The organism is Vibrio sp. 14N.309.X.WAT.E.F5, from assembly GCF_030397615.1.
GTDB classification, from domain to species: Bacteria; Pseudomonadota; Gammaproteobacteria; order Enterobacterales; family Vibrionaceae; genus Vibrio; species Vibrio lentus.
On record NZ_JAPNXR010000047.1, the window covers coordinates 42,836 to 67,950 of the forward strand.

General features: G+C 45.0%; 23 protein-coding genes. 5 read left to right on the forward strand and 18 right to left on the reverse strand.

The window, feature by feature from the left end:
- Nucleotides 1–342: 342 nt before the first annotated feature.
- From trpS to pilM, 12 genes are all read right to left on the reverse strand, one after another.
- Complete coding sequence (gene trpS / locus OW495_RS23305; protein WP_017103608.1) at nucleotides 343–1,359, reverse strand: tryptophan--tRNA ligase; 1,017 nt, start codon at nucleotides 1,357–1,359, stop codon at nucleotides 343–345.
- Between the two features lie 176 nt (nucleotides 1,360–1,535).
- Nucleotides 1,536–2,222, reverse strand: a complete 687-nt coding sequence (locus OW495_RS23310; protein WP_102513634.1) for a phosphoglycolate phosphatase — start codon at nucleotides 2,220–2,222, stop codon at nucleotides 1,536–1,538.
- A 118-nt stretch (nucleotides 2,223–2,340) separates the two neighbouring features.
- Nucleotides 2,341–3,015, reverse strand: a complete 675-nt coding sequence (gene rpe, locus OW495_RS23315) for a ribulose-phosphate 3-epimerase (protein WP_029222055.1) — start codon at nucleotides 3,013–3,015, stop codon at nucleotides 2,341–2,343.
- Nucleotides 3,016–3,215: 200 nt separating this feature from the next.
- Entirely contained in the window at nucleotides 3,216–4,064 is an 849-nt protein-coding gene (locus OW495_RS23320; RefSeq protein WP_102513635.1) for a Dam family site-specific DNA-(adenine-N6)-methyltransferase, read from the reverse strand.
- Nucleotides 4,065–4,133: 69 nt separating this feature from the next.
- Nucleotides 4,134–5,651: an AAA family ATPase gene (locus OW495_RS23325; RefSeq protein ID WP_102513636.1), complete on the reverse strand. Its 1,518-nt coding sequence runs from the start codon at nucleotides 5,649–5,651 to the stop codon at nucleotides 4,134–4,136.
- Nucleotides 5,652–5,730: 79 nt separating this feature from the next.
- Nucleotides 5,731–6,819, reverse strand: a complete 1,089-nt coding sequence (gene aroB, locus OW495_RS23330) for a 3-dehydroquinate synthase (RefSeq protein ID WP_102513637.1) — start codon at nucleotides 6,817–6,819, stop codon at nucleotides 5,731–5,733.
- 25 nt (nucleotides 6,820–6,844) lie between these two features.
- The gene (gene aroK / locus OW495_RS23335; protein WP_004729664.1) at nucleotides 6,845–7,363 is read right to left on the reverse strand and encodes a shikimate kinase AroK; all 519 of its coding nucleotides are present in this window, start codon (nucleotides 7,361–7,363) and stop codon (nucleotides 6,845–6,847) included.
- A 176-nt stretch (nucleotides 7,364–7,539) separates the two neighbouring features.
- Nucleotides 7,540–9,234 (reverse strand): type IV pilus secretin PilQ family protein, encoded by a 1,695-nt coding sequence (locus OW495_RS23340; protein ID WP_102513638.1) that lies wholly within the window; start codon nucleotides 9,232–9,234, stop codon nucleotides 7,540–7,542.
- 59 nt (nucleotides 9,235–9,293) lie between these two features.
- Nucleotides 9,294–9,812, reverse strand: a complete 519-nt coding sequence (locus OW495_RS23345) for a pilus assembly protein PilP (protein WP_017104648.1) — start codon at nucleotides 9,810–9,812, stop codon at nucleotides 9,294–9,296.
- A complete protein-coding gene (pilO, locus tag OW495_RS23350; protein WP_102513639.1) occupies nucleotides 9,799–10,410 on the reverse strand; it encodes a type 4a pilus biogenesis protein PilO in 612 nt (203 codons plus the stop codon). Before pilO ends, OW495_RS23345 begins: the two co-directional genes overlap by 14 nt.
- The gene (locus OW495_RS23355) at nucleotides 10,403–11,002 is read right to left on the reverse strand and encodes a PilN domain-containing protein (protein WP_102513640.1); all 600 of its coding nucleotides are present in this window, start codon (nucleotides 11,000–11,002) and stop codon (nucleotides 10,403–10,405) included. Before OW495_RS23355 ends, pilO begins: the two co-directional genes overlap by 8 nt.
- Nucleotides 10,986–12,011, reverse strand: coding sequence for a type IV pilus assembly protein PilM (gene pilM / locus OW495_RS23360; protein ID WP_102279234.1), 1,026 nt, complete (start codon nucleotides 12,009–12,011; stop codon nucleotides 10,986–10,988). The genes OW495_RS23355 and pilM overlap by 17 nt, the downstream gene beginning before the upstream one ends.
- Before the next feature lie 151 nt (nucleotides 12,012–12,162).
- Here pilM and OW495_RS23365 point away from each other — a divergent pair, with 151 nt between their 5' ends.
- The gene (locus OW495_RS23365) at nucleotides 12,163–14,721 is read left to right on the forward strand and encodes a PBP1A family penicillin-binding protein (RefSeq protein ID WP_065104131.1); all 2,559 of its coding nucleotides are present in this window, start codon (nucleotides 12,163–12,165) and stop codon (nucleotides 14,719–14,721) included.
- 96 nt (nucleotides 14,722–14,817) lie between these two features.
- Here OW495_RS23365 and oxyR read toward each other — a convergent pair whose 3' ends face one another.
- Entirely contained in the window at nucleotides 14,818–15,711 is an 894-nt protein-coding gene (gene oxyR / locus OW495_RS23370; protein WP_102513641.1) for a DNA-binding transcriptional regulator OxyR, read from the reverse strand.
- On the opposite strand from oxyR, the gene OW495_RS23375 reads away from it, so the two are divergent.
- The 3 genes from OW495_RS23375 to OW495_RS23385 all read left to right on the forward strand — a co-directional run bounded on the left by OW495_RS23375 (nucleotide 15,710) and on the right by OW495_RS23385 (nucleotide 18,435).
- Nucleotides 15,710–15,889 (forward strand): hypothetical protein, encoded by a 180-nt coding sequence (locus OW495_RS23375; protein ID WP_017086012.1) that lies wholly within the window; start codon nucleotides 15,710–15,712, stop codon nucleotides 15,887–15,889. The genes oxyR and OW495_RS23375 overlap by 2 nt on opposite strands.
- 43 nt (nucleotides 15,890–15,932) lie before the next feature.
- Nucleotides 15,933–16,661, forward strand: coding sequence for a glutathione peroxidase (locus tag OW495_RS23380; RefSeq protein WP_017073712.1), 729 nt, complete (start codon nucleotides 15,933–15,935; stop codon nucleotides 16,659–16,661).
- A gap of 307 nt (nucleotides 16,662–16,968) precedes the next feature.
- Nucleotides 16,969–18,435, forward strand: a complete 1,467-nt coding sequence (locus tag OW495_RS23385; RefSeq protein ID WP_004729673.1) for a dihydrolipoyl dehydrogenase — start codon at nucleotides 16,969–16,971, stop codon at nucleotides 18,433–18,435.
- A gap of 285 nt (nucleotides 18,436–18,720) precedes the next feature.
- Here the strand turns inward: OW495_RS23385 and OW495_RS23390 are convergent, their stop codons facing one another.
- Nucleotides 18,721–19,068: a RidA family protein gene (locus tag OW495_RS23390; RefSeq protein WP_102513642.1), complete on the reverse strand. Its 348-nt coding sequence runs from the start codon at nucleotides 19,066–19,068 to the stop codon at nucleotides 18,721–18,723.
- An 87-nt stretch (nucleotides 19,069–19,155) separates the two neighbouring features.
- Between OW495_RS23390 and OW495_RS23395 the strand changes: the two genes are divergently transcribed.
- Nucleotides 19,156–19,404, forward strand: coding sequence for a DUF3624 domain-containing protein (locus tag OW495_RS23395; protein ID WP_029222062.1), 249 nt, complete (start codon nucleotides 19,156–19,158; stop codon nucleotides 19,402–19,404).
- A 254-nt stretch (nucleotides 19,405–19,658) separates the two neighbouring features.
- On the opposite strand, the gene argH is transcribed toward OW495_RS23395, so the two are convergent.
- From argH to argC, 4 genes are all read right to left on the reverse strand, one after another.
- Nucleotides 19,659–21,533, reverse strand: coding sequence for an argininosuccinate lyase (argH, locus tag OW495_RS23400; protein ID WP_017086009.1), 1,875 nt, complete (start codon nucleotides 21,531–21,533; stop codon nucleotides 19,659–19,661).
- Between the two features lie 348 nt (nucleotides 21,534–21,881).
- Nucleotides 21,882–23,093 (reverse strand): argininosuccinate synthase, encoded by a 1,212-nt coding sequence (locus OW495_RS23405; RefSeq protein ID WP_009848894.1) that lies wholly within the window; start codon nucleotides 23,091–23,093, stop codon nucleotides 21,882–21,884.
- 113 nt (nucleotides 23,094–23,206) lie between these two features.
- Nucleotides 23,207–23,995, reverse strand: coding sequence for an acetylglutamate kinase (argB, locus tag OW495_RS23410; RefSeq protein WP_102513643.1), 789 nt, complete (start codon nucleotides 23,993–23,995; stop codon nucleotides 23,207–23,209).
- A gap of 12 nt (nucleotides 23,996–24,007) precedes the next feature.
- On the reverse strand, nucleotides 24,008–25,012 hold the full coding sequence (argC, locus tag OW495_RS23415) for an N-acetyl-gamma-glutamyl-phosphate reductase (RefSeq protein ID WP_017091989.1): 1,005 nt from the start codon (nucleotides 25,010–25,012) through the stop codon (nucleotides 24,008–24,010).
- Nucleotides 25,013–25,115 lie beyond the last annotated feature (103 nt).

The following is a 25,115-nucleotide window of genomic DNA, read 5'->3' on the forward strand; positions in this document are numbered from 1 at the left end:
TGGGCAGTCATGTATTTTGTGGTAACTATCAGGTTTATTTATGAAAGGAATAAGTCAGTTGGCAAGAAAATGAGGAACTTATCACTTTGGAATCATCAATTGTTTGGCACGTTATATATTTCCAACACAAATAGAAATGAGCTGAATTTTATAAACTTAAAGACCCATTAACAGGATCATCTGCACAGCATTAATATTATGAATATGCTAGCTAGATAATGCTTAAATTATCAATTCAAACAATAGGTTTACTGGGAAGGCAAATGGAGCGGGCAATAAAAAGCCCAAAGTAAACAAAGTCACTTTGGGCTCAAATTCTCAAGCGAGTTATTTTAGTTCACTCTATGGGCGAGTAACAAAACCTACCGCTTCGTATGCTTTTTTCAGTGTTACTGCAGCACGCTCAGACGCTTTTTCAGCACCCGCTTTCATTACTGCGTCCATGTAAGCACGATCAGCACGGATACGGTGGTATTCAGATTGAATCGGCTCAAGCATCTCAACTAATGCTGCGCCTACGTCTTTCTTGAATGGACCGTACATCTCAACGCCTTGGTATTGCGCTTCGATCTCTTCGAACGTTTTACCCGTCGCCGCAGAGTACAGACCCATTAGGTTAGAGATACCTGCTTTGTTTTCCCAATCGTGAGCAATACGTGGCGGTGTTTCTGCATCCGTTTGCGCTTTGTTGATCTTCTTGATGATCGACTTAGGCTCTTCTAGCAGAGTAATTACGTTCTTACGGTTGTCATCCGACTTAGACATTTTCTTCGTCGCATCTTGCAGGCTCATTACACGTGCATTCACTGTTGGAATGTAAGGTTCTGGCACTTGGAAGATTGGCGTTTCAGGGCCGTAGATGTTGTTAAAGCGATTGGCGATATCTCGCGCTAACTCTAAATGTTGTTTCTGGTCGCTACCTACTGGCACCTGGTGAGCACCGTAAAGCAGGATGTCTGCAGCCATCAACACTGGGTAGTCGTATAGGCCTACGTTTACGTCATTTGAGTGACGTGCAGACTTATCTTTAAACTGAGTCATACGGCTCAGTTCACCCATTTGCGTGTAACAGTTAAGAAGCCAACCAAGTTGAGCATGCTCTGGTACGTGTGACTGAACAAATAGCGTGCTCTTCTTTGGATCAACACCGACAGCAAGACAGATTGCTAATGCGTCTAGAGTCGCTTCATGCAGTGCTTTCGGGTCTTGGCGAACCGTAATTGCGTGAAGGTCTACAACACAGTATTGGCAATCGTAATCATCTTGCATCTGTTGCCATTGACGTAGAGCACCCAAGTAGTTACCGATACTTAGTTCACCAGATGGTTGAACACCACTCAATACGATGGGCTTGCTCATGGTTTTAATTCCTTTGCTTGTTCGCTAAGCTCGTTAACTTAGTTTCTTAACGTAGTATCTGAAAAACTTAGCTTCTTAACTTTAAAATAGAAAAGCCGCACAGCTCTTCTGTACGGCTCATCCAGTGTACTCATTGATAAGTATTTTGCTAGTGGGTTAGCTAACTTTTGTCCGCTTTATGCTGAAACTAGAACGACATCTAGTAATTGCGCAATGTTGTCTGCGACATAGTCAGGGTTTGATGCTGAAATCGGCTCACCGTGGTTGTAGCCGTAAGTCAGACCAAACGAGTGGCAGCCTGCATTCTTAGCGGCTTTAATGTCGTTGCTTGAATCACCAACCATTAGCATCTCTTCAGCCTTCACATTGTGCTTTTCTAGCAACCAATTCAGTGCCACTGGGTTCGGCTTTTTCTCTGGGAAAGAGTCGCCGCCCAACACATCAACAAAGTACTTATCGATACCGTGCTGCGCCAGAACGTCTGGTACAAATTTCGATGGTTTGTTGGTTACCAGCGCCATGGTGAAGCCCGCTTTGTCCAACTCAGCAAGCGTTTCTTTTACTGATGGATAAAGGTGGCTTAGCTTATGCCCGCCCTGCTCGTAGAAATCATCAAACAGGATGCGCGCTTTCTTAAGCAGCTCTGGCTCTAGGCTTGGGTCTACAGTTAGGTTGCGGCTGAGTGAACGCCCAATAAGTACGTCAGCACCATTACCAACGTAGTCGCGAACTTGTTCTTCACTCACTGAAGGGAAACCTAACTCCTGACAAGCTTGGTCAGCAGCGACAGCCAAATCAGGCACGCTGTCTAACAAGGTTCCATCCAAATCAAAGGCGATCAGTTTTATTGAGCTTAATAACATCTTACTTTCCTATTAATTATATTCGTCTTATGTGCTGAGCGATAAGACGTAAAAAAGGGGCCAATCAGCCCCTTTATCTAAATTTTTTGATTTTAGGTCAACTGACCCTAGTTCTACTTTATGCGTTAACTTTTGCAAGCTCTGCACGCATCTCATCAATCACTTCTTTGTAATCTGGTTGATTGAAAATTGCAGAACCGGCAACGAACATATCTGCGCCCGCTTCTGCAATTTCACGGATGTTATCAACCTTCACACCGCCATCAATCTCAAGGCGAATATCACGGCCAGATTCGTCAATAAGTTTACGAACAGCGCGCAGTTTATCAAGAGTATGAGGAATGAAAGATTGACCGCCAAAACCAGGGTTCACTGACATCAGTAGAATCATGTCGACTTTGTCTAGGATGTAATCAAGGCAAGAAAGTGGCGTTGCTGGATTCAATACTACACCCGCTTTACAGCCGTGTTCTTTGATTAGCTGTAGAGTACGATCAACGTGCTCAGAAGCTTCAACGTGGAAGGTAATCATTGATGCGCCGGCTTTAGCAAACTCAGGCACAATGCTATCCACAGGCTTAACCATTAGGTGAACATCGATAGGCGCTGTAATACCGTAGTCACGTAGCGCTTTACAGATAGGAGCGCCAAAAGTCAGGTTCGGTACGTAGTGGTTGTCCATCACATCGAAGTGCACAACATCAGCACCGGCTGCGAGTACTTTCTCTACGTCTTCACCAAGACGAGCAAAATCTGCAGACAAAATCGATGGAGCAATTAGAAAATCTTTCATACCAAACCTCTTAAGAGTGAGTAAATTGCGAATATCACCGCCTTGTGACCTCTCGTACACAAATACAAGACTCGATCCCAAGACTATTTGGTGTGCAATTCTACCTAAGCACCTAAGCAGATCCTAGCAGTTCGAAAGATTAGTTTATGAAAGTCCCCGTGGGTCACTCAATTTGATGAGTTCGAGGGTTATTCTGACTACTACAATTCTGTTGAAGCGTGTTGCTGGTTTTTCTCTTTATGAAAAAGTGCCAGTAACTCATCGACTTTATTGCGCCCTGCGCCATCACGGCTAATCGTGCGCTTAACCTTGACCACGTTCAGCTCCGCACCATGGTATAAGCGGCGCGTTAAGGTAGTGTCATGGTTTGAAATCAAGACAGGGATGCCTCGTTCCATTGCCGCTCTTTCTGCAACATCAGCCAAAGCCGCTTGATCATCTAAGCTGAAGCCATTACCTGCGTAGGAGGTAAAGTTAGCAGTGCTAGACAATGGCGCATAAGGAGGATCACAATAAACCACACAGCCTTTACGGGCGCGGCTAAAGGTCTCACTGTAGCCTTCACAAACAAACGTCGCTTTTTTCGCTTTCTCAGAGAAAAACTCAAGCTCAGCTTCTGGGAAGTAAGGTTTTTTGTAAGAACCAAACGGAACGTTAAAACCACCTTTCTTGTTGTATCGACATAAGCCATTGAAGCCAAATCGGTTCATATACAAGAAAGCAAGCGAGCGATACATGACATTGTCGGTACCATTGAACTCAGCTCGAATATCTAAAAAGACTTCTTTGCGATTATTCTCAGGACAGAACCAGCGCTTCGCTTCAGAGATGTAGGTTTCAGGGTCAGTTTTAAGAAGGTTGTACAAGTTGATAAGATCGGGATTGATATCCGCAAGCAGGTACTGTTCAAAATCAGTATTCAAAAATACTGAGCCTGCACCGACAAACGGCTCTACCAATTTTCGAGCAGGTGGCAGGTGACGTTGGATGTCTTCAACTAGGCCATATTTACCACCAGCCCATTTTAGAAAGGCACGCTGCTTTTTCATTTACTGCTCTATCTATCAACTCAAAAATAAGGCTGCGGAATGTAACATATTTTGAGGCTAAGCTCAGGGTTATTTCGCACGTTCTATCTCTCGATGCACTTGATTCATCGATTTTGCCCAAGGTTCCAACTGTTGAAGTGGTTTTGATAAAGCACTTACCGCGTCTCGCGCCACTTGAATCGTTGGGTAATCTTGATAAGTGATGATAAACCACTTGGTATCGTTACGAAGTGTTGGGTAAATACGAACCTTGTCTTCGACTTCATATTCTTCAATAAAAGACTGAACATCTTCTAATGACGTCATCGCGCTCAACTGTAAGGTATACGCGCGTGGCGAGATAGCTTGTAACTCTTCACGAGCAAATGAGAAGGTGATCTTTTTCGTCGGTGGTGTTGATTCCGTTAGGTCAGCATCTTCATCAACTGAAACTTGTGACTCGTTTTTCGCCGCATCAGATTGCGAGTTAACCTCAGCACCTGTGTTTTCTTCAACGGCAGCATCAATCGCACTGGTATCGGCACTTTTCGGCTTGTCATCCAGTAACGCATCAACCACATCAGAAGTAATCACCACACGTTGCTGCTCTTGTTTCACTTCACCAACACTGGCTGTACCTTCCACCACAACCGGTGGTAAAGATGAACTGTCATCGTCAGCACCTTGGTAACTCATGTCAGTGTCGGTTTCAGAATCAACCGAACCGTCGATTCCTGTTTGCTCTGTGCCACTTTCCACTTCAACCGTCGGGATAGCGGTCTGCTCTATCGGTGCAATGAGAGATTGCGCTTTATCATCAGGGGTTGGCTGACTGAACATCCACCAGTAACCGCCGCCGATAACAACCAACAACAACGCCACCACAATCGCGATATTGATAGGTGAACCAATGATTGAGCGAATAATAATCCTTTTTTCCACTTTCAATTCTCCTAAGGCCATTAACTCACCAGGCAAAGGTTGCGCTTTATTAAACGCACGTCGCACGCGAGTTTCAGACTCATCATCAACATATCGAATCACCAGTGATTCAAAGAAATGTTCAGCTTCGGGTTGGGATAGATTATCGATCTCGAGATCGATAGGCTTGTGTTGTTGACCGTAGCTCAGACGTGTTAACAGCGGGTCTAAATGGCCAGGTTCCGAGAAGAGAACGATATTGATCGTCCATTGAGGATTAGATTGAGCCTCAAGTACCAGCATCCACAGTTCGGATACTAGGAGTTCTGAGAGTCGGTGGGCATCATCGATAACGATAACCACATGACACGAATCTCCATCCAGTAACCGTGCAAGGCTATCTGATAAAGAGTCATGTTGATTAAAGAGTGGATCAGAAACGATCTGACTAAGAATAAGAGCTCGGTGTTGCTGATCATCTTGGCTTGGGTGACAAAGCAGTAAACACTGATTCTTTTCTGTCGACCACGCCTCTAGATAACGCTGAGCTAACCATGAACGGCCAGAGCCAGTTTTACCAGCGACCGTGACGAGGTTTGAGCCAAAGTTAGTCAAAAGCTGTAAGCGTTCTAATAGCTCAACTTGAGATTCTAACTCTAATACTCTTAATTCATGAGCCAAACTCATTGGGGATCCCTACTGATAAGATCGATCAGTAAAACGCTTCAGTTGCCTAGGGGTTAACTAGGCAACATCACAACCAAATTTAAAGAGTACGGCAGAAATCAATCGCTTGTTTAATGATGTCTTGAGGCACATCAGCGACCACTTCAGCAGTACCAATACTTGTTGGTAATACCAAACGTAACTGACCAGACAGCACTTTTTTATCGCGCATCATGTGCTTCATAAAGTCTTCAAAAGACATGCTTTCTGGCGTATGGATTGGCAGTTTCGCATTCTTGAGTATAGAAATAATTCGCTCAAGCTGCTGCTGAGAGATCAGTCCCTGTAATTGAGCCGTTTTGGCTGCCATTACAGTACCTGAAGACACAGCTTCACCATGTAGCCAATTACCATAGCCTAGTTCTGCTTCAATCGCATGACCAAATGTATGACCTAGGTTCAATAACGCTCTGATTCCTGACTCTTTTTCATCGATAGCAACCACTTCAGCCTTAATTGCACAACAACGAGCAATTGCGGTGATCAGTGCTTGTTCATCAAGTTGATAAAGTTTCTCTAGATTCAGTTCCAACCAATCAAAGAAGGTTTCATCATAGATGATGCCGTATTTGATGACCTCAGCAATACCTGCTGCAAACTCACGCTCAGGAAGCGTTGATAAACAGTTTGTATCGATGATGACAGATTTTGGTTGATAGAAAGCGCCGATCATATTCTTGCCAAGGGGATGGTTCACTGCGGTTTTACCACCTACAGAGGAATCCACTTGAGAAAGAAGTGTCGTCGGGATCTGAATGAAATCAATACCGCGTTGGTAACAAGAGGCAGCAAAACCGACCAAATCACCGATAACACCACCACCCAAAGCAATCACTACCACATCGCGGCTGTAATTTCCTTCAAGCATGTAGCTCATCACTGAGTTGAACGTTTCAAGTGTTTTGTACTGCTCACCGTCTGGCAACTCTAAAAGAGAAGTTTGACAGCCTACTTGATCCAATAGCGATAAAATTTTATTGGCATAAAGAGGCGCTACTGTCACATTACTGATAACAACAACTTTCTGTTTGCCAGATAAAAAAGAAAGGTACGCCGGGTCTTCAAATAACCCGGCGCCAATAGAGATAGGGTAGCTACGCTCAGCTAGATTGACCGTAATCCGTTCCATGGGTTTGCTCTCCGAAAAAATGAACTTAACGTTCTTCTAGCATTTTTACGATCTGGTTGGCTACCACTTTTGCACTTTGGTCGTCAGTACGAACTGTGTAGTCCGCCACTTCGTCGTATAGTGCGTTGCGAGATACAGCTAGATCTTCTAGCACATCACGCGGGTTGTCTGTTTGAAGTAGAGGGCGTTTCTTGTCGCGGTTAGTGCGAGCAAGTTGCTTTTCAATTGTTGTCTCTAGGTATACAACAATGCCTCGTGCAGATAGACGGTTACGGTTCTCTTTGCTCAGTACTGAACCACCACCTGTCGCAAGAACAATACCTTGTTCTTCTGTCAGATCGTTGATTACAGATTCTTCGCGCTTACGGAAACCATCTTCGCCCTCAACATCAAAAACCCATGCGATGTCTGCGCCAGTGCGCTCTTCGATCACAGTGTCAGAGTCTAAAAACTCCATATGAAGTTGGGAAGCTAGGTGTCTACCAATTGTACTTTTGCCGGCGCCCATTGGGCCAACAAGAAAAATATTGCGTTTCTCAGCCATGTTTTTAGCAGTAATTTACAACGTTAATTCAATGACATCGCCACAAGGTAGGTCAGTACAAGTACTGAAATTAAAAGGCCCGTGGCACCGATTCCTCACAGATAATTCGTGATAAGACCCGAAATTATCAAGGTTAGGTGCCACTAATGCAACTTTATTTTTAATCTAATTGTTCATTACTGAATCACAACTTTAGGTGTAACAAAAATAAGTAGTTCACTTTTACCCACATTTTCATAGCTGCGACGGAACAATGCCCCCAAAACTGGCAGGTCTCCCAACAACGGAACTTTGTCGACTGTGCTGCTAACACTGTGTTGAAATATCCCACCAAGAACAACCGTTTCACCATTATTAACAAGTACTTGCGTGCCAATTCTTTGAGTGTCGATTGCCACAGCCTCGCCGGTTCCTGTTTTCACAACCTGACCCGGTCTGTCCTGAGTAACACTCAAATCTAATACCAGACGATTATCAGGGGTTATCTGTGGTGTGACCTTAAGACTCAAGACCGCTTTTTTAAATGCGACCGAAGTTGCACCACTGGAAGAGGATTCTAAATAAGGGATTTCAGTACCTTGCTCAATGTAAGCAGGCTTTTTATTGGTGGTGATTAAGCGTGGACTAGAAATAATCTCAGCTTTAGACTCTTGCTGCAGTGCCGACAATTCAAGATCAAGCAAGGTATCGGAACCCAGCTTAGCCACCTGAAACGCAATGCTTGATGCATTAGGCGATGTCGCCCCTAGATTAACGTTGAGGTAATCGTCAATCGCACTATCCCCACCATTATCGTCATACGGTGCAATTTGTGATGGATGGTTACCTTCTATTGAGCCGCCGACTTTGAAGCTTCCGTTGGTCGAAGAAACACCCCAACGTACCCCTAACTCATCAAGGTTACCCTCGGTCACTGTGACAATACGCGCCTCTATCTGTACTTGCTTCACCGGAATATCTAGCGATTCAATAATGCCTCGGATCACCGCAATGTTTTCTTCCAATTCACGAATGAGCAGTGAATTGGTTCTCTCATCAATGGTAATCGAACCTCGGTCAGACAGCATACTCACCGCCCCTTCCCCACCAATCATATCGGCGATGTCGGTCGCTTTAGCAAAGTTAATCTTGATGATTTCTGATTTAAGCTCACCCAGCTCTTCTTCCAAACGAGACTTTTCTAAGGCTTGCTGCTCTCGAAGGTCAAGTTCAGCTTTCGGCGCAACCAAGATGACATTGCCATCAACACGCTTATCCAAGCCTTTAACTTGCAAGATAATGTCGAGAACTTGCTGCCAAGGTACACCATCTAACCGTAACGTGAGGTTACCTGAAACCGAATCAGACACCACTAAGTTGAAGTCGTTGTAATCGGCAATGAGCTGAAGAACATTACGAACTGGAATGTCTTGGAAATTAATTGAGATGAGTTTGCCCTCTTTCTCCAACACACTCTTCTCAGCAGCACTCTCTTTAACCAGCGGCTTACTCACGATGACCTCGATAAAACGACCTTTTAGGTTGTACTCGTATTGATAATCATCGGCGATCGTGGCTAACAGTCGAGTGCTTGGCGTTTCTCTGAAGACCTCAACCCCTTCTACTAAGGTGGCAAAGTCTTTTACATCCAACAAATAAAGCTTGTCGTCATCCACCTTAGTATTAAGCAGTTCAATGCTCAGCCCTTCTTGAACTTTTTGAACATCGACCACCGCAGTGCTGGTTGCCAATTCAATAATGATGACCGCATCTTTGTTCTTGTTGACCCTGAAATCGATGTTGTCCAAATTATTGGGTGATGTCTCTGCGTAACTCATCACGCTAAAAAACAACATCATAGACAGCACTGCACCCTGTAGCCCTTTGTTCATTATCTCGCTTATTCCTTTAATCATAGTTACATCTCATATCCACATCGTGTGGCATTGGTTTACTTCAGAGCCAGCCTAACGTTGCGCTTATGCCAACAACCTAAGCCATCTGGAAGAGTTTCATTAATCTGAACGTACTGGCTCGTCACCTTAGTCACTCGGCCATTATTGAGGCCGATAAACTGGCCCTTCTTCACATTCACCACATTGCCCCTTGGCGTTTGCACTAAACCAAACACACTGGAGCCGCTGCCCATCACGCCTCTTAAACGCAGCTTACTCAGCGGATACTTCTCTAGCTTGCCATTACGAGAGCGTGCGCTTGGTTGCCAACAGTCTTTCTTAACCAAAGGTTGGTTTTGTACGATAGCTTCTTTAGGAAGCTCAAAGGGAGGGCGAAATGCTCTTCGCTGATAGTTAGCGGCTACAAATTCCGTTGCTGGGACAAGTTGCTCGACCTCTTTTTTTGCTTTGGCTTCAACTTGCACCACAAAATCTTCTAACGAATCTTGATTGGCTTTACAGCCCGTCAGCGCGAGCAGTAACAAGGTTGAATACAACGCTCTATTGAGTTTCATCGTCTACCTCCGATTTAAACTGGTAGGTATAAGCGCGAACTCGGAAGTGCAACGTGCTGCTTTCTTGACTGACTCGCTGCCAATTCACATCATCGAAGCTAATAATGCGCGGCAGCTTGGCGATGGCCGCAGAGAAGTCACCAATCTCATGGTAGTCACCCGTCAGCTCGATATTGAGCGGTAAGCGATAAAGAAACTCTTTGTTCTGCTTTTGTCCCCAATCAATTCGAGTAAAGGTCAGCACATTATCCAAGCCAAGTTCATTTACGGAAGCCAGCATACTGGCGAGCTCTTTTTGCACGGGTAATTGCTCTAACAGATAATCGTAACGGCTAGTCAGCTCATCCAACTGGCTCTGAAGCTTCGGTAGAGCTGCGACCTTATTGGCTTTAATCCTTAAAGTAGCTTTCAAGGTCAGCTCTTGCTGCTTCAATTGTTGCAGTTCATCATCCATTGGCATGATGTAGAACCAAACGCCAACGCCCTGAATCAAGATCATCAGCAATAGAACCACCGCCAGTTGAGGCAGTAGCGGCCATTCAGTGATCTCATCGACATCAAGGTCTTGCAAACTGACCATATTTTGAAAACTAGCCATGGTTCGCCCCCTTCTCTTTTATCTTCGCGGTTGTGTTGTCTAAAGAAACAGGGCTAAACACAAAAGAGACCTTGAAGGTCTGGAACTCCTTATTGAAGCGCTTGCGGTTATGAACAATAGAATGCATCTCGACACTGTTAAGTGACTCAGAGCGCTCCAAGTTATCCAACATAGTCGCAAGACGAGCAGTACTGTCGCTGATGCCCGACATTTCAATCTCTTGACCATTCATCTTTATCTTGTCGACATAGACGCCCTCAGGAATCAGCTCTGGCATCAAGTTCATAAAGTCAGTGGTCTTATTGCGACCAAGCTGTAAGGACTCCACAACGTCGAGCCGAGTCAGGATCGCTTTATGTTCTTGCTCCGCTACTTTCAGTGATTGGATTTGTCGGTCGAGCTGGGCAATGTATTGCTTTAGGTAAGTAAGACGTGCTTGCTGCTTGTCTTGCTGAGCATGGAAATAGTTGCCCACCGCCCATTGCCCTCCAAGCGCGATGATGACGCCAAGAATGACCAGATGAACAAAGCGCTTTTTGTGCTGAGCGCGAATCTCATCACGCCAAGGCAACAAGTTAATTTGATGCAACATGCTTTCCTCCTTGCCATTTAAGCCCACTCATCGCCATACCCGCAGCAATACCAAAGTGTTGCCAGTCCATCGGCAGTCGGTATCTCTTGGCTACCTTATTCTCAAAAAGAGATAAAGGGTTTAGCGACTCACAGCTCAGCTGAAAGTGACGCTCAAGCTCTTCGGTGACCATGGGAATGCTGGCACCCTCACCCATCAACCAGATCCCTGAGATCGGTTGAAGCGCATTAACCGAGGAATAGAGCTGCAACTGACGCTTAAGTTTTTCAATCAAGTTAACAATGAACTTATGTGTCTCCTCTGCGGTGCCGAATACGCTCTCGATATCATCAGGGGTGTCAGTGCTACGGAGATCTTGGGTACCAAAGGCAATATCTTTATAAAACGGGGCTGAACCTTGTGGAATGATGCCTAACGATGTTTGGTCGACACCCACATCCACCAGCAACCAATTACCCTTTTCTGGATACATGCGCGAAGCCAACTGCCAGATATTGAGTAACCCATGCGCCTGCGTATCCACCACTACAGGTTTAAAACCAGCCTTGGTTAAAGCATCCGCTCGACTCTCTACTACTTCTTTACGTGTGGCGTACACCTGATAACTGCTTGTCGATCCTTTACCAAATCGTTTGTCTTCGAGCTTTACAAAATCTAAACTCAGCTCCTCGATAGGAAAGGGAGACTGGTGAGCAAAGGTTTGATAGATAGAAAACTCTTTTTCTCTGTCTTCTAACTCACTCTCTATTTGCAGTACTTTGCTGATCACTGTGTTATCAGGTACCGAAATGGCGACGTTGCGACAGCCAAAAGGCAGTTCTTTCCTAAGTTCTTTAAGTTTCTTAACAGTTTTCTGATACTCCAGAGTATGGTTAGCTGTAAAAATGTCGTCCGAAATCGGCAGCTCTTTGTATCCCACTAGGGCATACAACTCCCCCACGGGTTTTAGTACCACAGCTTTGATACTGTGATGATTTATATCTATACCTGTAATTAATGATGAACCCATGTGACCTAGCTCCTGAAGTGCCAAGCATTTCGTTGATTATCTAGGGGTTGTGATTATTAGTTAAATAAGCGTTAATAAACGAAAGCTAAGTTTTTAGCCTAGAGTACAAGGGTTTGCTGCTTATCAGCCTTAACTAATCAGGGATTATCCGGTGAAGTTCATAAAGCGATTATTCATATTTACATTGATTTGCATGATTCTTGGAGTCAGTACAATTTTCGGGTTTTATTATTACGTAAAACCAGAGTTACCTGATGTTGCCACTTTGCGTGACGTAGAACTCCAAACGCCAATGCAAGTCTTCAGTCAAGACGGTAAGTTGATCTCTCAATTTGGTGAAAAACGTCGCAACCCAGTGACTTATGACGAGATACCTCGCCACCTTGTTGAAGCCCTGATTGCTACCGAAGACAGTCGTTTCTACGAGCACCCAGGTATTGACCCAATTGGTATTACTCGTGCTGCGATCGTAGTTGCGATGTCAGGATCCGCAAAACAAGGTGCGAGTACCATTACTCAGCAGCTTGCGCGTAACTTCTTCTTATCTAATGAGAAAAAGGTCATGCGCAAGATCAAAGAGATCTTCATTGCGATCCACATTGAGCAATTGCTTAGCAAAGAAGAGATCATGGAGCTGTACGTCAACAAGATCTTCCTAGGCCACCGTTCATATGGCTTTGGCGCTGCTGCACGCGTTTACTTTGGTAAAGACCTCCCTGAACTGACTCTTAGTGAAATCGCTACGCTTGCTGGTATGCCAAAAGCACCATCAACCATGAACCCTATCTACTCTCTTGAGCGCGCGACAAACCGTCGTAACGTAGTATTACGCCGCATGTTAGATGAGCAATACATCACTCAAGAAGAATACGACCAAGCTCGCAATGAAACTCTGGTATCAAAATACCACGGTGCAGAGATTGAACTCAGCGCACCATATGTTGCTGAAGTCGCACGTGCTTGGATGGTAGAACGCTACGGCGAAGCTGCTTATACATCAGGCATGAAGGTCTACACGACCGTCGATTCAAAACTACAAAAAGCCGCTAACCAAGCCGCGATTAAAAACTTACTAGGCTACGATGAACGTCACGGCTACCGTGGTGCTGAAAAAGTATTGTGGCAAACTGAGCAATCAGCTTGGGATCATGAACAAATCGTTAAGCACCTTAAGTCTCAACCAACCTATGGTGACCTTGTCCCTGCCGTTGTAACGGACGTTGATGCAAAAAGCGCACAGATTTGGGTTAAGAACCAAGGCAAAGGCTCTATCGAATGGCAAGGCATGAACTGGGCACGTAAGTTCCTAACAGATAATCGTCAAGGCCCTGCCCCATCTCAAGCAAAAGAGATTCTTGCGGTTGGTGAGCAGATCTGGGTTCGCCATGAAGCAATAACAGGCGACGAAGTCTCTGAAGAGCCAACAGAAGAAGCAACGACGGAAACTGAAACACCGGTTGTATGGCGACTAAGCCAAGTACCAAATGCGAACACCGCTTTTGTTGCAATGAACCCGAACAACGGCGCGGTATTGTCGATGGTGGGTGGCTTTAACTTTGTTCACAACAAATTCAACCGTGCGACGCAATCTATTCGTCAGGTGGGTTCTGGTATCAAGCCATTTATCTACTCAGCAGCGATTGATAAAGGTCTAACGTTGGCATCATTGATCAACGATGCGCCTATCAACCAATGGGATAAGAGCCAAGGTACGGCATGGCGACCAAAGAACTCACCACCGACTTACGTGGGTCCAACTCGTTTGCGTATTGGCTTAGCTCAATCTAAAAACGTAATGGCGGTACGTGTATTGCGTGAAGTAGGCCTAGATAATACTCGTAACTACCTAACTCGATTTGGTTTTGATATTGACGAAGTACCGCGCTCTGAAACCATTGCTCTGGGTGCGGGTAGCTTAACGCCAATGAAAGTAGCACAAGGTTACTCAGTATTCGCTAATGGCGGCTACTACGTTGAACCTTTCTACATCAGCCGCATTGAAACACCCTATGGTGAGACTGAATTTGAAGCGACACCGAAAGTGGTGTGTAAAGACGATTGCCAACAGCCAATGACTGCAGACCCAATGGCGGATGAATTTGCAGAGCAAGACGTTGATGCCAAAGTACAATACGCACCTCAAGTTATCTCTGAACAGAACGCATTCCTTGTTCGTGAAATGATGTACAGCAACATCTGGGGTGGTGGTGATTGGAGCGCAGGTACTGGTTGGAACGGTACAGGTTGGCGTGCACAACCGTTGAAGCGTCGTGACATTGGCGGCAAAACCGGTACTACCAACGATTCGAAAGATACTTGGTACAGCGGTTACGGCCCTGGCATGGTTGCAACGGTATGGGTTGGTTTTGATAACCACAACCGCAACCTAGGTCGAACCAAAGCGAACTCTAACCTTGGCAAGAGCCAGATTACTGGTGCAGAAGCTGGCGCAAAAACAGCAGAACCTGCATGGGTTGATTTCATGGGCACAGCGTTAGCGGGTGTTCCTGCGCAGCGTAAAGAAATTCCGGAGAACATCGTTCGTGTTCGTATCGACCGTGAAACCGGCTTACTGACCAACAAGTTCGATAGCTCATCGATGTTCGAGTATTTCGAAAAAGGCACAGAGCCAACCGAGTACATTACTGAACGTTTCAACGATGACATCTACTCAACGTCATCAGGCGAAGCAGTAGAAGAGCTGTTCTAGTCGATAGCCGAACCTACAAAAAAGGGTTGATATGAATTCATATCAACCCTTTTTTTATATCTATAATCTTATCTATCTACGATTTAAATTAAATGGCTAAACAGCTTTATCTAATTGAGTTCGGATAGCATCAGCCAATTGCTCAAAGCGCCCCTTTAGCGGAGAACCCGGTCGGTAAGCCACGACAATTCGACGTGAAGGTGTTGGATTCACCGCAGGTACGTAACACACTCCATCTTTCTGCTTTTCTTTGGGTACCGATAGCTGAGGTAGCAAAGTAATACCGGCTCCAGCTGCGACCATATTACGCAGCGTTTCTAAGCTGGTCGCTTTAAAACGTTCATCATCTTTTGCACCCGCAGCAAAACAGAAGCCCAAGGCTTGGTCTCGTAAGCAGTGACCATCACCTAGCGCAAGTACGGTTTGTCCATTTAACTGCAGCATATCGACAGTGTCCTGCTGAGCCCACTCATGACCACACGGTACGGCAACACTTAATGGCTCGTCATAGACATCAATCTCTTTGAACGCTGCCGTTTCATCAACCGCAGCCAGCACCAAGCAATCAAGCTTGCCATCTTCTAGTTGGCTCACTAACTGATGGGTCTGCGCTTCGTGCAGGTAAAGCTCAAGATCTGGGAAACTCTCTTTTAGATGAGGAATAATCTTTGGCAAAATGTATGGGCCAACGGTAGGGATAAAACCAATGTGCATTGGCCCCGTCATCGCTTCACCGTGCCCACTCGCCATATCTTTAAACGTCTTTACCTCGCTGAGAATGCGCTTGGCTTGTTCAACAAGTTGTAAACCTGATTCTGTAAATATTACCTTCCTTGGGCTACGCTCGGTTAACTGAAGTCCAATTTCATCTTCCAGTTTGCGTATTTGACCGCTCAATGTCGGCTGACTTACAAAGCACGCTTCTGCTGCTTTTCGAAAATGTTTGTGCTCAGCGAGCGCCACCAAGTATTCAAAGTCACGAATGTTCATGATCAGTCTCTTACCTCAGGTTTTAATAAGAACAAGGTTTTTAATAGAAACATTTAAAAGAAAAATGCTCTTGATAGAATTTACCTATCAAAACCATAACATCAAACGATTAGAGCTATCAAAGGATTTATCTAATAATGGGCTCAACGAAACGAAACAGAGCAAAGAAAAACGTTAAGCTCTGATAGAACAAAATTAAAATACTATTTAAGGAAATCAATATGTTTGCATCTAAAGAAGGTCAATCAATCCCTCAAGTAACATTCCCAACTCGCCAAGGCGATGCATGGGTTAACGTAACGACGGAAGAGCTATTCAAAGACAAGACAGTTATCGTATTCAGCCTACCAGGTGCGTTTACACCAACATGTTCTTCAAGCCACCTACCTCGTTACAACGAACTGCACTCTGTGTTCAAAGAAAACGGCGTTGATGACATCCTTTGTGTTTCTGTAAACGACACGTTCGTAATGAACGCGTGGAAAGCAGACCAAGAAGCTGAAAAAATCACATTCATCCCAGATGGCAACGGTGATTTCACAGACGGCATGGGTATGCTAGTTGAGAAAAACGACATCGGCTTTGGCAAACGTTCATGGCGCTACAGCATGCTGGTTAAAAACGGCGTGGTAGAAAAAATGTTCATCGAAGAAGACGTACCAGGCGACCCGTTCAAGGTTTCTGATGCTGATACTATGCTTAACTACCTTGCTCCTGAGCACAAAGAGCAAGAGTCAATCACAGTATTCACTAAGCCAGGCTGTCCTTTCTGTATGAAGGCGAAACAAAACCTAATCGACAAAGGTCTAAACTACGAAGAAGTGGTTCTAGGTAAAGACGCAACAACAGTAAGCCTACGTGCAATCTCTGGTCGCACTACCGTTCCTCAAGTCTTCATCGGTGGTAAGCACATCGGTGGCAGCGAAGAACTAGAAGCTTTCCTAGGTTAATCACCTAGTCGCTAATAAACGCCTAGCAATTAAATAACCTAAATAATTAAATAGCTTAGTAATACCGCTAACCCACCCTCTTGTGGGTTAGCGATTCCAAACCACTCTCATCTGAGCTTTGGAAAAAGAATACAGCCTGTGGCTCGCCCGCTTTGAACTAACCTATAGTTAGTAACAAAAAGCAGAACCACAAGCTAAACCTAATAAAACAGAATCACAAAACTGACCCGTTATCCTGACTCTCAAAAAATCACCAGAGTTGGAGGGGTTCGTTCAAACTAAATTCAGCCATTGCGAGAAAATTATTATGAAACAAGTCAATGTAGATGTAGCAGTTATCGGGGGCGGTACGGCAGGTCTAGGTTCTTACCGCGCTGCAAAAGCACACACTGACAGTGTCGTGATGATTGAAGGCGGCCCTTACGGTACAACCTGTGCTCGTGTTGGTTGTATGCCATCTAAACTGCTTATTGCCGCTGCAGAAAGCGTACATCACATCGAGAAAGCTCCGGCTTTTGGCGTTCACCCACAAGGTGATATCGTGATTAACGGCCGTGAAGTGATGGACCGAGTGAAGTTTGAACGTGACCGTTTTGTTGGTTTTGTTTTAGAAGGCGTTGATGAAATCCCAGAGCAAGACAAGATCTCTGGCTACGCAAAGTTCTTAGACGACAACACGCTACAAATAGATGACCACACGGTTGTGACCGCTAAGCGTATTGTTATCGCAACAGGTTCTCGCCCTGCATACCCTGCAGTTTGGAATGAACTTGGCGACCGCCTAATCATTAACGATGACGTGTTCAGCTGGGATGACTTACCAGAATCAGTTGCGGTATTTGGCCCGGGTGTTATTGGCCTAGAGCTTGGTCAATCACTACACCGCTTAGGGGTGAAAACCAAACTGTTCGGTTTGGGTGGTCAAGTTGGCCCAGTAACCGACCCAGAGATCATGGCTTACGCAGACAAAGCCTTCAATGAAGAGTTCTACCTAGATGCCGATGTGAAAATCGAAAGCATGAAACGTATCACCACTGAATCAGGTGAGGCTCGCGTCGAAATCCAGTTCATCAATAAGCAAGGTGAACTAGAAACCAACATCGTTGAGTATGTGCTGGCAGCAACAGGTCGTCGTCCGAATACAGATAAACTTGGCTTAGAGAATACCTCTCTAGAACTTGATGAGCGTGGTGTTCCAATTGCCGACCACTACACGCTACAAACATCGCTACCATCAGTATTTATTGCCGGTGACGCAAGCAACCAACTGCCTCTGCTGCATGAAGCAGCAGACCAAGCACGTATTGCGGGTGATAATGCAGGTCGCTTCCCTGAGATTCGCGCAGGCTTACGCCGCTCTAAAATCTCTGCGGTATTCTCTGACCCACAAATCGCGATGGTTGGTGAAACATACAAAGAGATCATAACCCGCTTAGGCACCTGTGGTTGTTTCGCAACCGGTGAAGTGTCTTTCGAAAACCAAGGTCGCTCACGAGTGATGCTACGTAACAAAGGTATTCTGCACGTGTACGGCGAGCAAGGTACAGGTCGCTTCCTTGGTGCTGAAATGATGGGACCAAACGCAGAACATTTAGCTCACTTACTCGCATGGGCACACCAGAAAAAGATGACGGTTTCTGAAATGTTGGATATGCCGTTCTACCACCCAGTAATCGAAGAAGGTGTGCGAACAGCACTGCGTGACCTGAATGCGAAACTGCATCTAGGTCCAGAGATGGTGAAACACTGTCTAGATTGCGGCCCAGGTTGTTAATCTCAGGTCATTGAAAATCTAGCAGTTTGGTCTATTAACAAAGACTAGATACTAAAAAGGAAAGCCATTGGCTTTCCTTTTTTTTTTGGCAACGAGCAAATAACAGATTCCCGATTACGCTCCTTCGTCGCTTTCGGGAATGACGCTACTTTTAATACAGAGCAAACCCAAAACCCAATCAGAAGAACGCATCAGCTAAACCAAAACTTAGCCGTCATTCCAGAACCGAGGGACGAGGTATCTGGAATCTCTTAAAGCCATTGCTTGTATCTAAAGACTTAGCAATTACTTCTCAGCGGCAATCACAGAGATCTCAACCAGTAGCGCTTCACGAGCCATATCGCCAGTTACACATGCGCGAGCTGGAGCGTGGCCTTCAGGTACCCATGCATCCCATACTGCGTTCATTTTTTGGAAGTCTTTCATGTCTTTCAAGTAAATCGTTGCTGACAGCATGTGCTCTTTGTCGCTGCCTGCTTGTTCAAGTAGCGCTTCTACTTTATCTAGCATTGTCTGTGTTTGTTCTGTGATGTCTTTGGTTGCATCCGCACACACTTGGCCACATAGGTAGATAGTACCGTTGTGTTTAACAATACGGCTCATGCGTTGCTTCGTTTCTTGGCGCTCAATCATCGATCTTCTCTCTCTATGTCACCGTGATCCAATATCTTGTGACGTGGTATTATCAAGGCAACAAGCATAACGCGAATTAAGCCTAAGATGACATGTGTTCATTGCAATAAAAATGAAAAAATCTTCAACAAACTCGGTCGCTGCCAACGTTGTATGAATCAACTGATGGTGTTGTCGCTAGTAAGTTGGGGAGCATGGTGGTTATTTTTCAGAGAAGACCCGAAAACCATTAATGCCATCGCCTTGATGATGGCCGCGTTGGCATTCAGTAGTTTGCTGTCACTGCATTGGATAATGAAATTTGTGGTGCTGCCTTTAAGGAAGAAGAAGCGTTAGCAGAGAGACTTTATTAGATAAACGATAATGGCTAGATGTTCGATTCAATGACCCGATAGTGCTTCGATTTAACGACCTATCCTCATTTCCCAAACAGCAGATAGAAAAAAGCCCCAGAACCAATCGATTCTAGGGCTTTCTTAGAAAATTCTAAGAAAAAGCAGTGGTACTTTAATAGACCGGACTTTTCTTAGTTTGTTCCCAAAAAAGATCAGATTTTTGATCTTTTTTTTAGGGGCTATAAAATCAATGCCTTATGCAACATTCACCTTAGCTATAATCTGCTCTACCAAATTCACTTCCAACGCCACTTCATCACATGCATGTTGACGAGGACACTGGTCGCAATCTTTCAGTACCTTCTCAGGTAGCAAAGATTTCGATGTCGGTAAGAAGTCATGCTTCATAAAGAACTCGGGAGTACGAGTCAGCACAAACACCTTCTTGATTGCCATTTGGCGAGCCTTCTCAACCAAGTGCTGCACAATCGCGGTACCCTGCCCTTGTCCTTGCCAGCCAGCTTCAACACCTAACGAACGGATTTCCGCTAAACCAGAGTCATACACATAGAGTGATGCACAACCCGTCACCTCACCATGATGCTCAGCGACCGCAAACGAGCCAATATCACGCACCAACTCATTACGAGAACGAGGTAGGTTTTCACCTAGGTTCGCCCAGTAGGCCACCATGCCTTCCAATGATTCGATATCGGTCAAACGAGCCGGACGAACTTTAACAATGGAAGTATCACGCTGTGATAAACGCTTCTCAGCTTGGTCAACCGCGTAAGCGACTTGCTTCGGTGATACGCCACCCAGCGCGCTACGTTTCTCAAGACACGATTCAATGGTCAAGATGTCATACACATCATCTTCAATCACCTCAGAGAACTCTTTCATCTCTGCGATGGTTAATTCTTCTAATGCACAGCCTTTAGCAATAGCAGCAACTACCGTCACCCCAACAATATGGTGAGCTTCACGGAAAGGAATACCTTTCGCTACTAGGTAATCAGCTAATTCTGTTGAGTTTGCATAACCTTGCTTCGCCGCTTCAAGCGTACGCTCACCGTTCACTTTAATGCCGTCAAAACAAAGAGCAGCCATTTCCATACAATCATTCCAAGTGTCTAAAGCGTCGAACAGACCTTCTTTATCTTCTTGCATATCTTTGTTGTAAGCCAAAGGCAGTGCTTTCACTGTCATCATCATTGCAGCTAATGAACCGTATACACGGCCAGTTTTACCACGGATAAGTTCTAGCGCATCCGGGTTTTTCTTTTGTGGCATCAGAGATGAACCTGACGTCACTGTGTCTGCTAACTCGATGAAGTTTGATTCACCTGAGTTGTAGAAAATCATATCTTCTGCAAGACGTGAAAGGTGAAGCATTGAGATAGATGCAATCGACATCAGCTCCATCACATGGTCACGGTCAGAAACTGAATCTAGAGAGTTACGCGTTGCACGACGGAAACCTAAGTTGTGAGCTAACTCTTCACGGTCCATCGGGTAAGCGGTTCCTGCAAGGGCACCAGAACCCAGCGGACATGTATCTAGACGCTTAATCGCATCATTCAAACGCGAGTAATCACGCTCAAGCATTTCAACGTAAGCCAAGCACCAGTGAGCAAAAGTTACCGGCTGAGCACGTTGAAGGTGAGTATAACCAGGAAGCACGGTTTCTTGATGCTGAGAAGCAACGTTCACCATTTGGCTTTGCAGGCGATCAAGCGCTAGCAGCAGTTGATTACCTTGCTGACGACACCAAAGTTTAAGGTCAGTCGCCACTTGGTCATTACGAGAACGGCCAGTGTGAAGCTTTTTGCCCAAATCACCGACTTTGCCGATAAGTTGTTGTTCAACCCAGCTGTGAATATCTTCTGCATCAGAACGTAAGATCTGTTCAGGATCTTCCATCACTTCGAGTTTTAGCTCGTTCAGTGCAAGCTCTAGTCTTTGCTGCTCTTCTTCTGTTAGAACATTGACCGACTGTAGAGCCTTTGACCAGGCAATAGAGCCCACAATGTCTTGCTCAGCCAATCGGTAATCAAAACGAAGAGAATCGTTAAAATCTTTGAACCGCGTGTCTGCTGCTTGGGTAAATCTACCGCCCCATAATGCCATTGTGTATCTCCTAATTGCACAGTGCTCACTGTTTTTTGCAAATGATAATTCTGATTAAGATTCAGTATTTTTCTGATGGTTTAAACTTACGGCAATTCAAAATGAAAATAAAGTATTAATTCATTATTTTCACATATTTATTCACCAAAAGATCATTCCATTGATTATTTTCAGCGTGGAGCGCGAATTATATGCCATTCAATGGTAAAAGCTGAAGCTGATTTATTAAGCGAATAGAAAACAAAAAGCCCATTCACTGTTTAGTAGTAAATGGGCTTTGCATAATAATGTCGGTTTACTGGCCTTTAACCTTTCGCTAAAGGCTAGCTCGCTAACTCATTGTTAGGGTTACTTTTGGCTATTCAAAGCACGGATACGGCTTGATAGCGAGTAAAGACGGATGAAGCCTTCAGCGTGGCTTTGGTCGTAAACTTCATCTTCACCAAAGGTTGCAAACTCTTCTGAGTACAGGCTGTTGTCAGAACGCTTCTGAGTCACCGTTGCATGACCTTTGTAAAGTTTGATAACCACTTCACCATTCACGTCTTGTGCTAGCTCATCTGTTGCTGCAAGAATTGACTTACATAGCGGAGTGAACCAACGGCCATCGTATACAAGGTGAGAAGCCTTAACACCCAGCTCTTCACGGAATTCGAATGCCGCTTTATCCAGAACCAGTTGCTCTACTGCACGCAGTGCTTCCATCATGATCGTGCCACCCGGAGTTTCGTAACAACCACGAGACTTCATGCCAACAAGACGGTTTTCTACGATATCGATACGACCAACACCGTGCTTTGCACCCTTCTCATTTAGGTAAACCAGTGCGTTGTATGGCGTCATTGTTTCGCCATCAACCGCTACCACTTCGCCTTTTTCAACTTTAAGCGTCACTGTTTCAGATTCGTTTGGCGCTTGCTCTGGGTCTACAGTCCAAGCCCAGCAATCTTCATCCGGTGCGTTCCATGTATTTTCTAGAACGCCACCTTCTGTAGAGATGTGCCATGCGTTTGCATCACGCGAATAAATCTTAGTAAGAGAGGCGGTACAAGGGATGTTACGCTCAGCTAGGTAGTCTAGACACTCTTCACGGCTCACTAGATCCCATTCACGCCAAGGTGCAATTACGTGTAGGTCTGGTGCGAGAGCAGCAAATGCACCTTCAAAACGAACTTGGTCATTACCCTTACCTGTACAGCCGTGACATAGAGCATCTGCACCGACTTTACGTGCTACTTCAACCTGAGCTTTAGCAATGATTGGACGCGCCATTGAAGTACCTAGCAGGTATTTACCTTCGTAGTAAGCGCCAGTTTTTAGCGTTGGGTAGATGTAATCTGCCACCATCTCTTCTTTCAGGTCAGCGATGTAACACTCAGACGCACCAGAAGCTTTTGCTTTCTCTTCAATACCAATCAGCTCTTCATCACCTTGGCCTACATCAGCAACAAATGCGATAACTTCGCAGTCATAGTTCTCTTTCAACCATGGGATGATTACTGATGTATCTAGACCGCCAGAGTAGGCTACTACAACTTTCTTTACGTTAACTTTGCTCATTTTCTTTCTCCTAATTTCCATACTGCACATGGCGGTCAGCGTTGGAAATGACTTTAATAATTATATGTTTAATCTGTTTATCTAAATTCTTTAGTAGTCACTCGGTGTGAGGTCTACTGAGGTAAAAACTGTGTTCCTATGCTCTTACCTGAAAAAAGTTGTGTCAGCTTGTCTGGGTATCGCCAAGTAGCGACTTCGATTGGTCGTCCGAGGTCGTTAGCGGCTTCTAGTGCGGCTTTAACCTTAACGACCATGCCGTCAGTAATGACTTTACCTGTGATGAGGTCATCGGCTTGTTGTTGATTAAGGCTTGGAATCAGGTGCCCTTTACCATCCAACACTCCACTTACATCAGAAAGCAGTACCAGTTCAGCATCAAGCGCACCTGCAACGGCAACCGCGGCTTGATCGGCATTAACGTTCATCAGTTGTCCCTGATCAGTGAGACCAATAGAACTAATGATTGGCAATGCACCAGCATTAAGGATCGCTTGCAGAACGGTTGAGTCGCCCGGCTCAGCTTTACCTACTGCACCCAATTCAGGATTCAGCTCGCTGACTTTACATAAACCACCGTCTGCTAGGCTCAAACCAACGGCGTTGATACCGTCTTTAATCGCCTGACCTTGAAGTAATTTATTCGCTGTACCTGCTAGCGCGCCAGCAATCACAGGGATCTGATCATAAGGAGTAACACGTAGCCCCTCTTTCTTAACCGTTTCGAGGTTCAACTTATTCATCAAATCATCAACAAGGTAACCACCACCGTGAACAATCACGATTGGTCGTTGTGCCTGTTGTTGGTAAGCAGAGATAGCACCAAATAACTTGCTAAGTGTTTCACCACAAGATAGCGCAGCGCCACCTAACTTTATGATTAATGGTTGATTATTAAGGCTCATATCTAGATTTCCTTACACTAACGCAGTTAATGGTGCAAAACCATAACGTAAATTTAAACACTGCATCGCTTGGCTAGATGCACCCTTTAATAAGTTATCAATCGCTGAAACAACGATGATGTGTTGACCTTGAACCTTCCAGCCTAAATCGCAGAAAGGTGTCTGTTCTACATCTTGAATTCTTGGCAATGTCTCTTCGAGTAATCTCACGGCTGGCTTACCTTGATAAGCTTGCTCGAAGGCTTCTTGTATCTGTTGTTCTGTCACACCGTCAGCCAGTTTCATGGTAATGGTCGCTAAAATGCCACGCTTAAAGTTGCCTAGGTGCGGAGTGAAAATCACATCACATCCTAGGTGTGCCGCCATTTCAGGTTGATGACGGTGGTTGAATACGCCATAAGCTTGCAGGCTTACTTCGCAGAAGCTGTTGACCATAGTCGCCTTACGACCAGCTCCAGTAACGCCACTAGTCGCGTTAATAACTGGCCATTGGTTCTCATCCAGTAACTTTGCTTCAACTAAAGGCTTTATCGCCAGTTGTGATGCGGTTGGGTAACAACCCGCGACTGCAACAAGCTGAGCTTCTTTTATTTCTTGTTCGTTCCATTCCGCTAAACCGTAAGCCGCTTTGTCTAGCCATTGTTCGTGTTGATGTTCAAAACCGTAAAACTCTTGATAGAAGTTTTCGCCTTTAACTCTGAATGCACCTGATAAGTCGAAGACTTGGCAATCGTTCTCAAGGAAGATTGGCGCTAGGTCGTGACTTACCTCGTGTGCAGTGGCTAAGAAAATCACATCCGACTGCTTAGCTACTTCTTCTGGGTTCGTTAATGGCTGTACTGGCATATCAATCAGGCCAGCTAACTTACCGTGCAGTGCCGCAATAGGTTTACCTGCGTCTACACTATTGGCTGAGACATATAAACCTGATAGCGTGAGCTCAGGGTGTCTGTTTATCATTAGAGCCAGTTCTGCTCCTGTGTAGCCGCTTGCGCCAATGATCGTGGTTTTCAACATCTCAACACATCCATTCTTGAGGTAAGTTACATTTCAAATTTGACTATTCATACTTAATTTTTAGCTTTATTTGATTTCTTATGCATTAAATATGATTTAATAT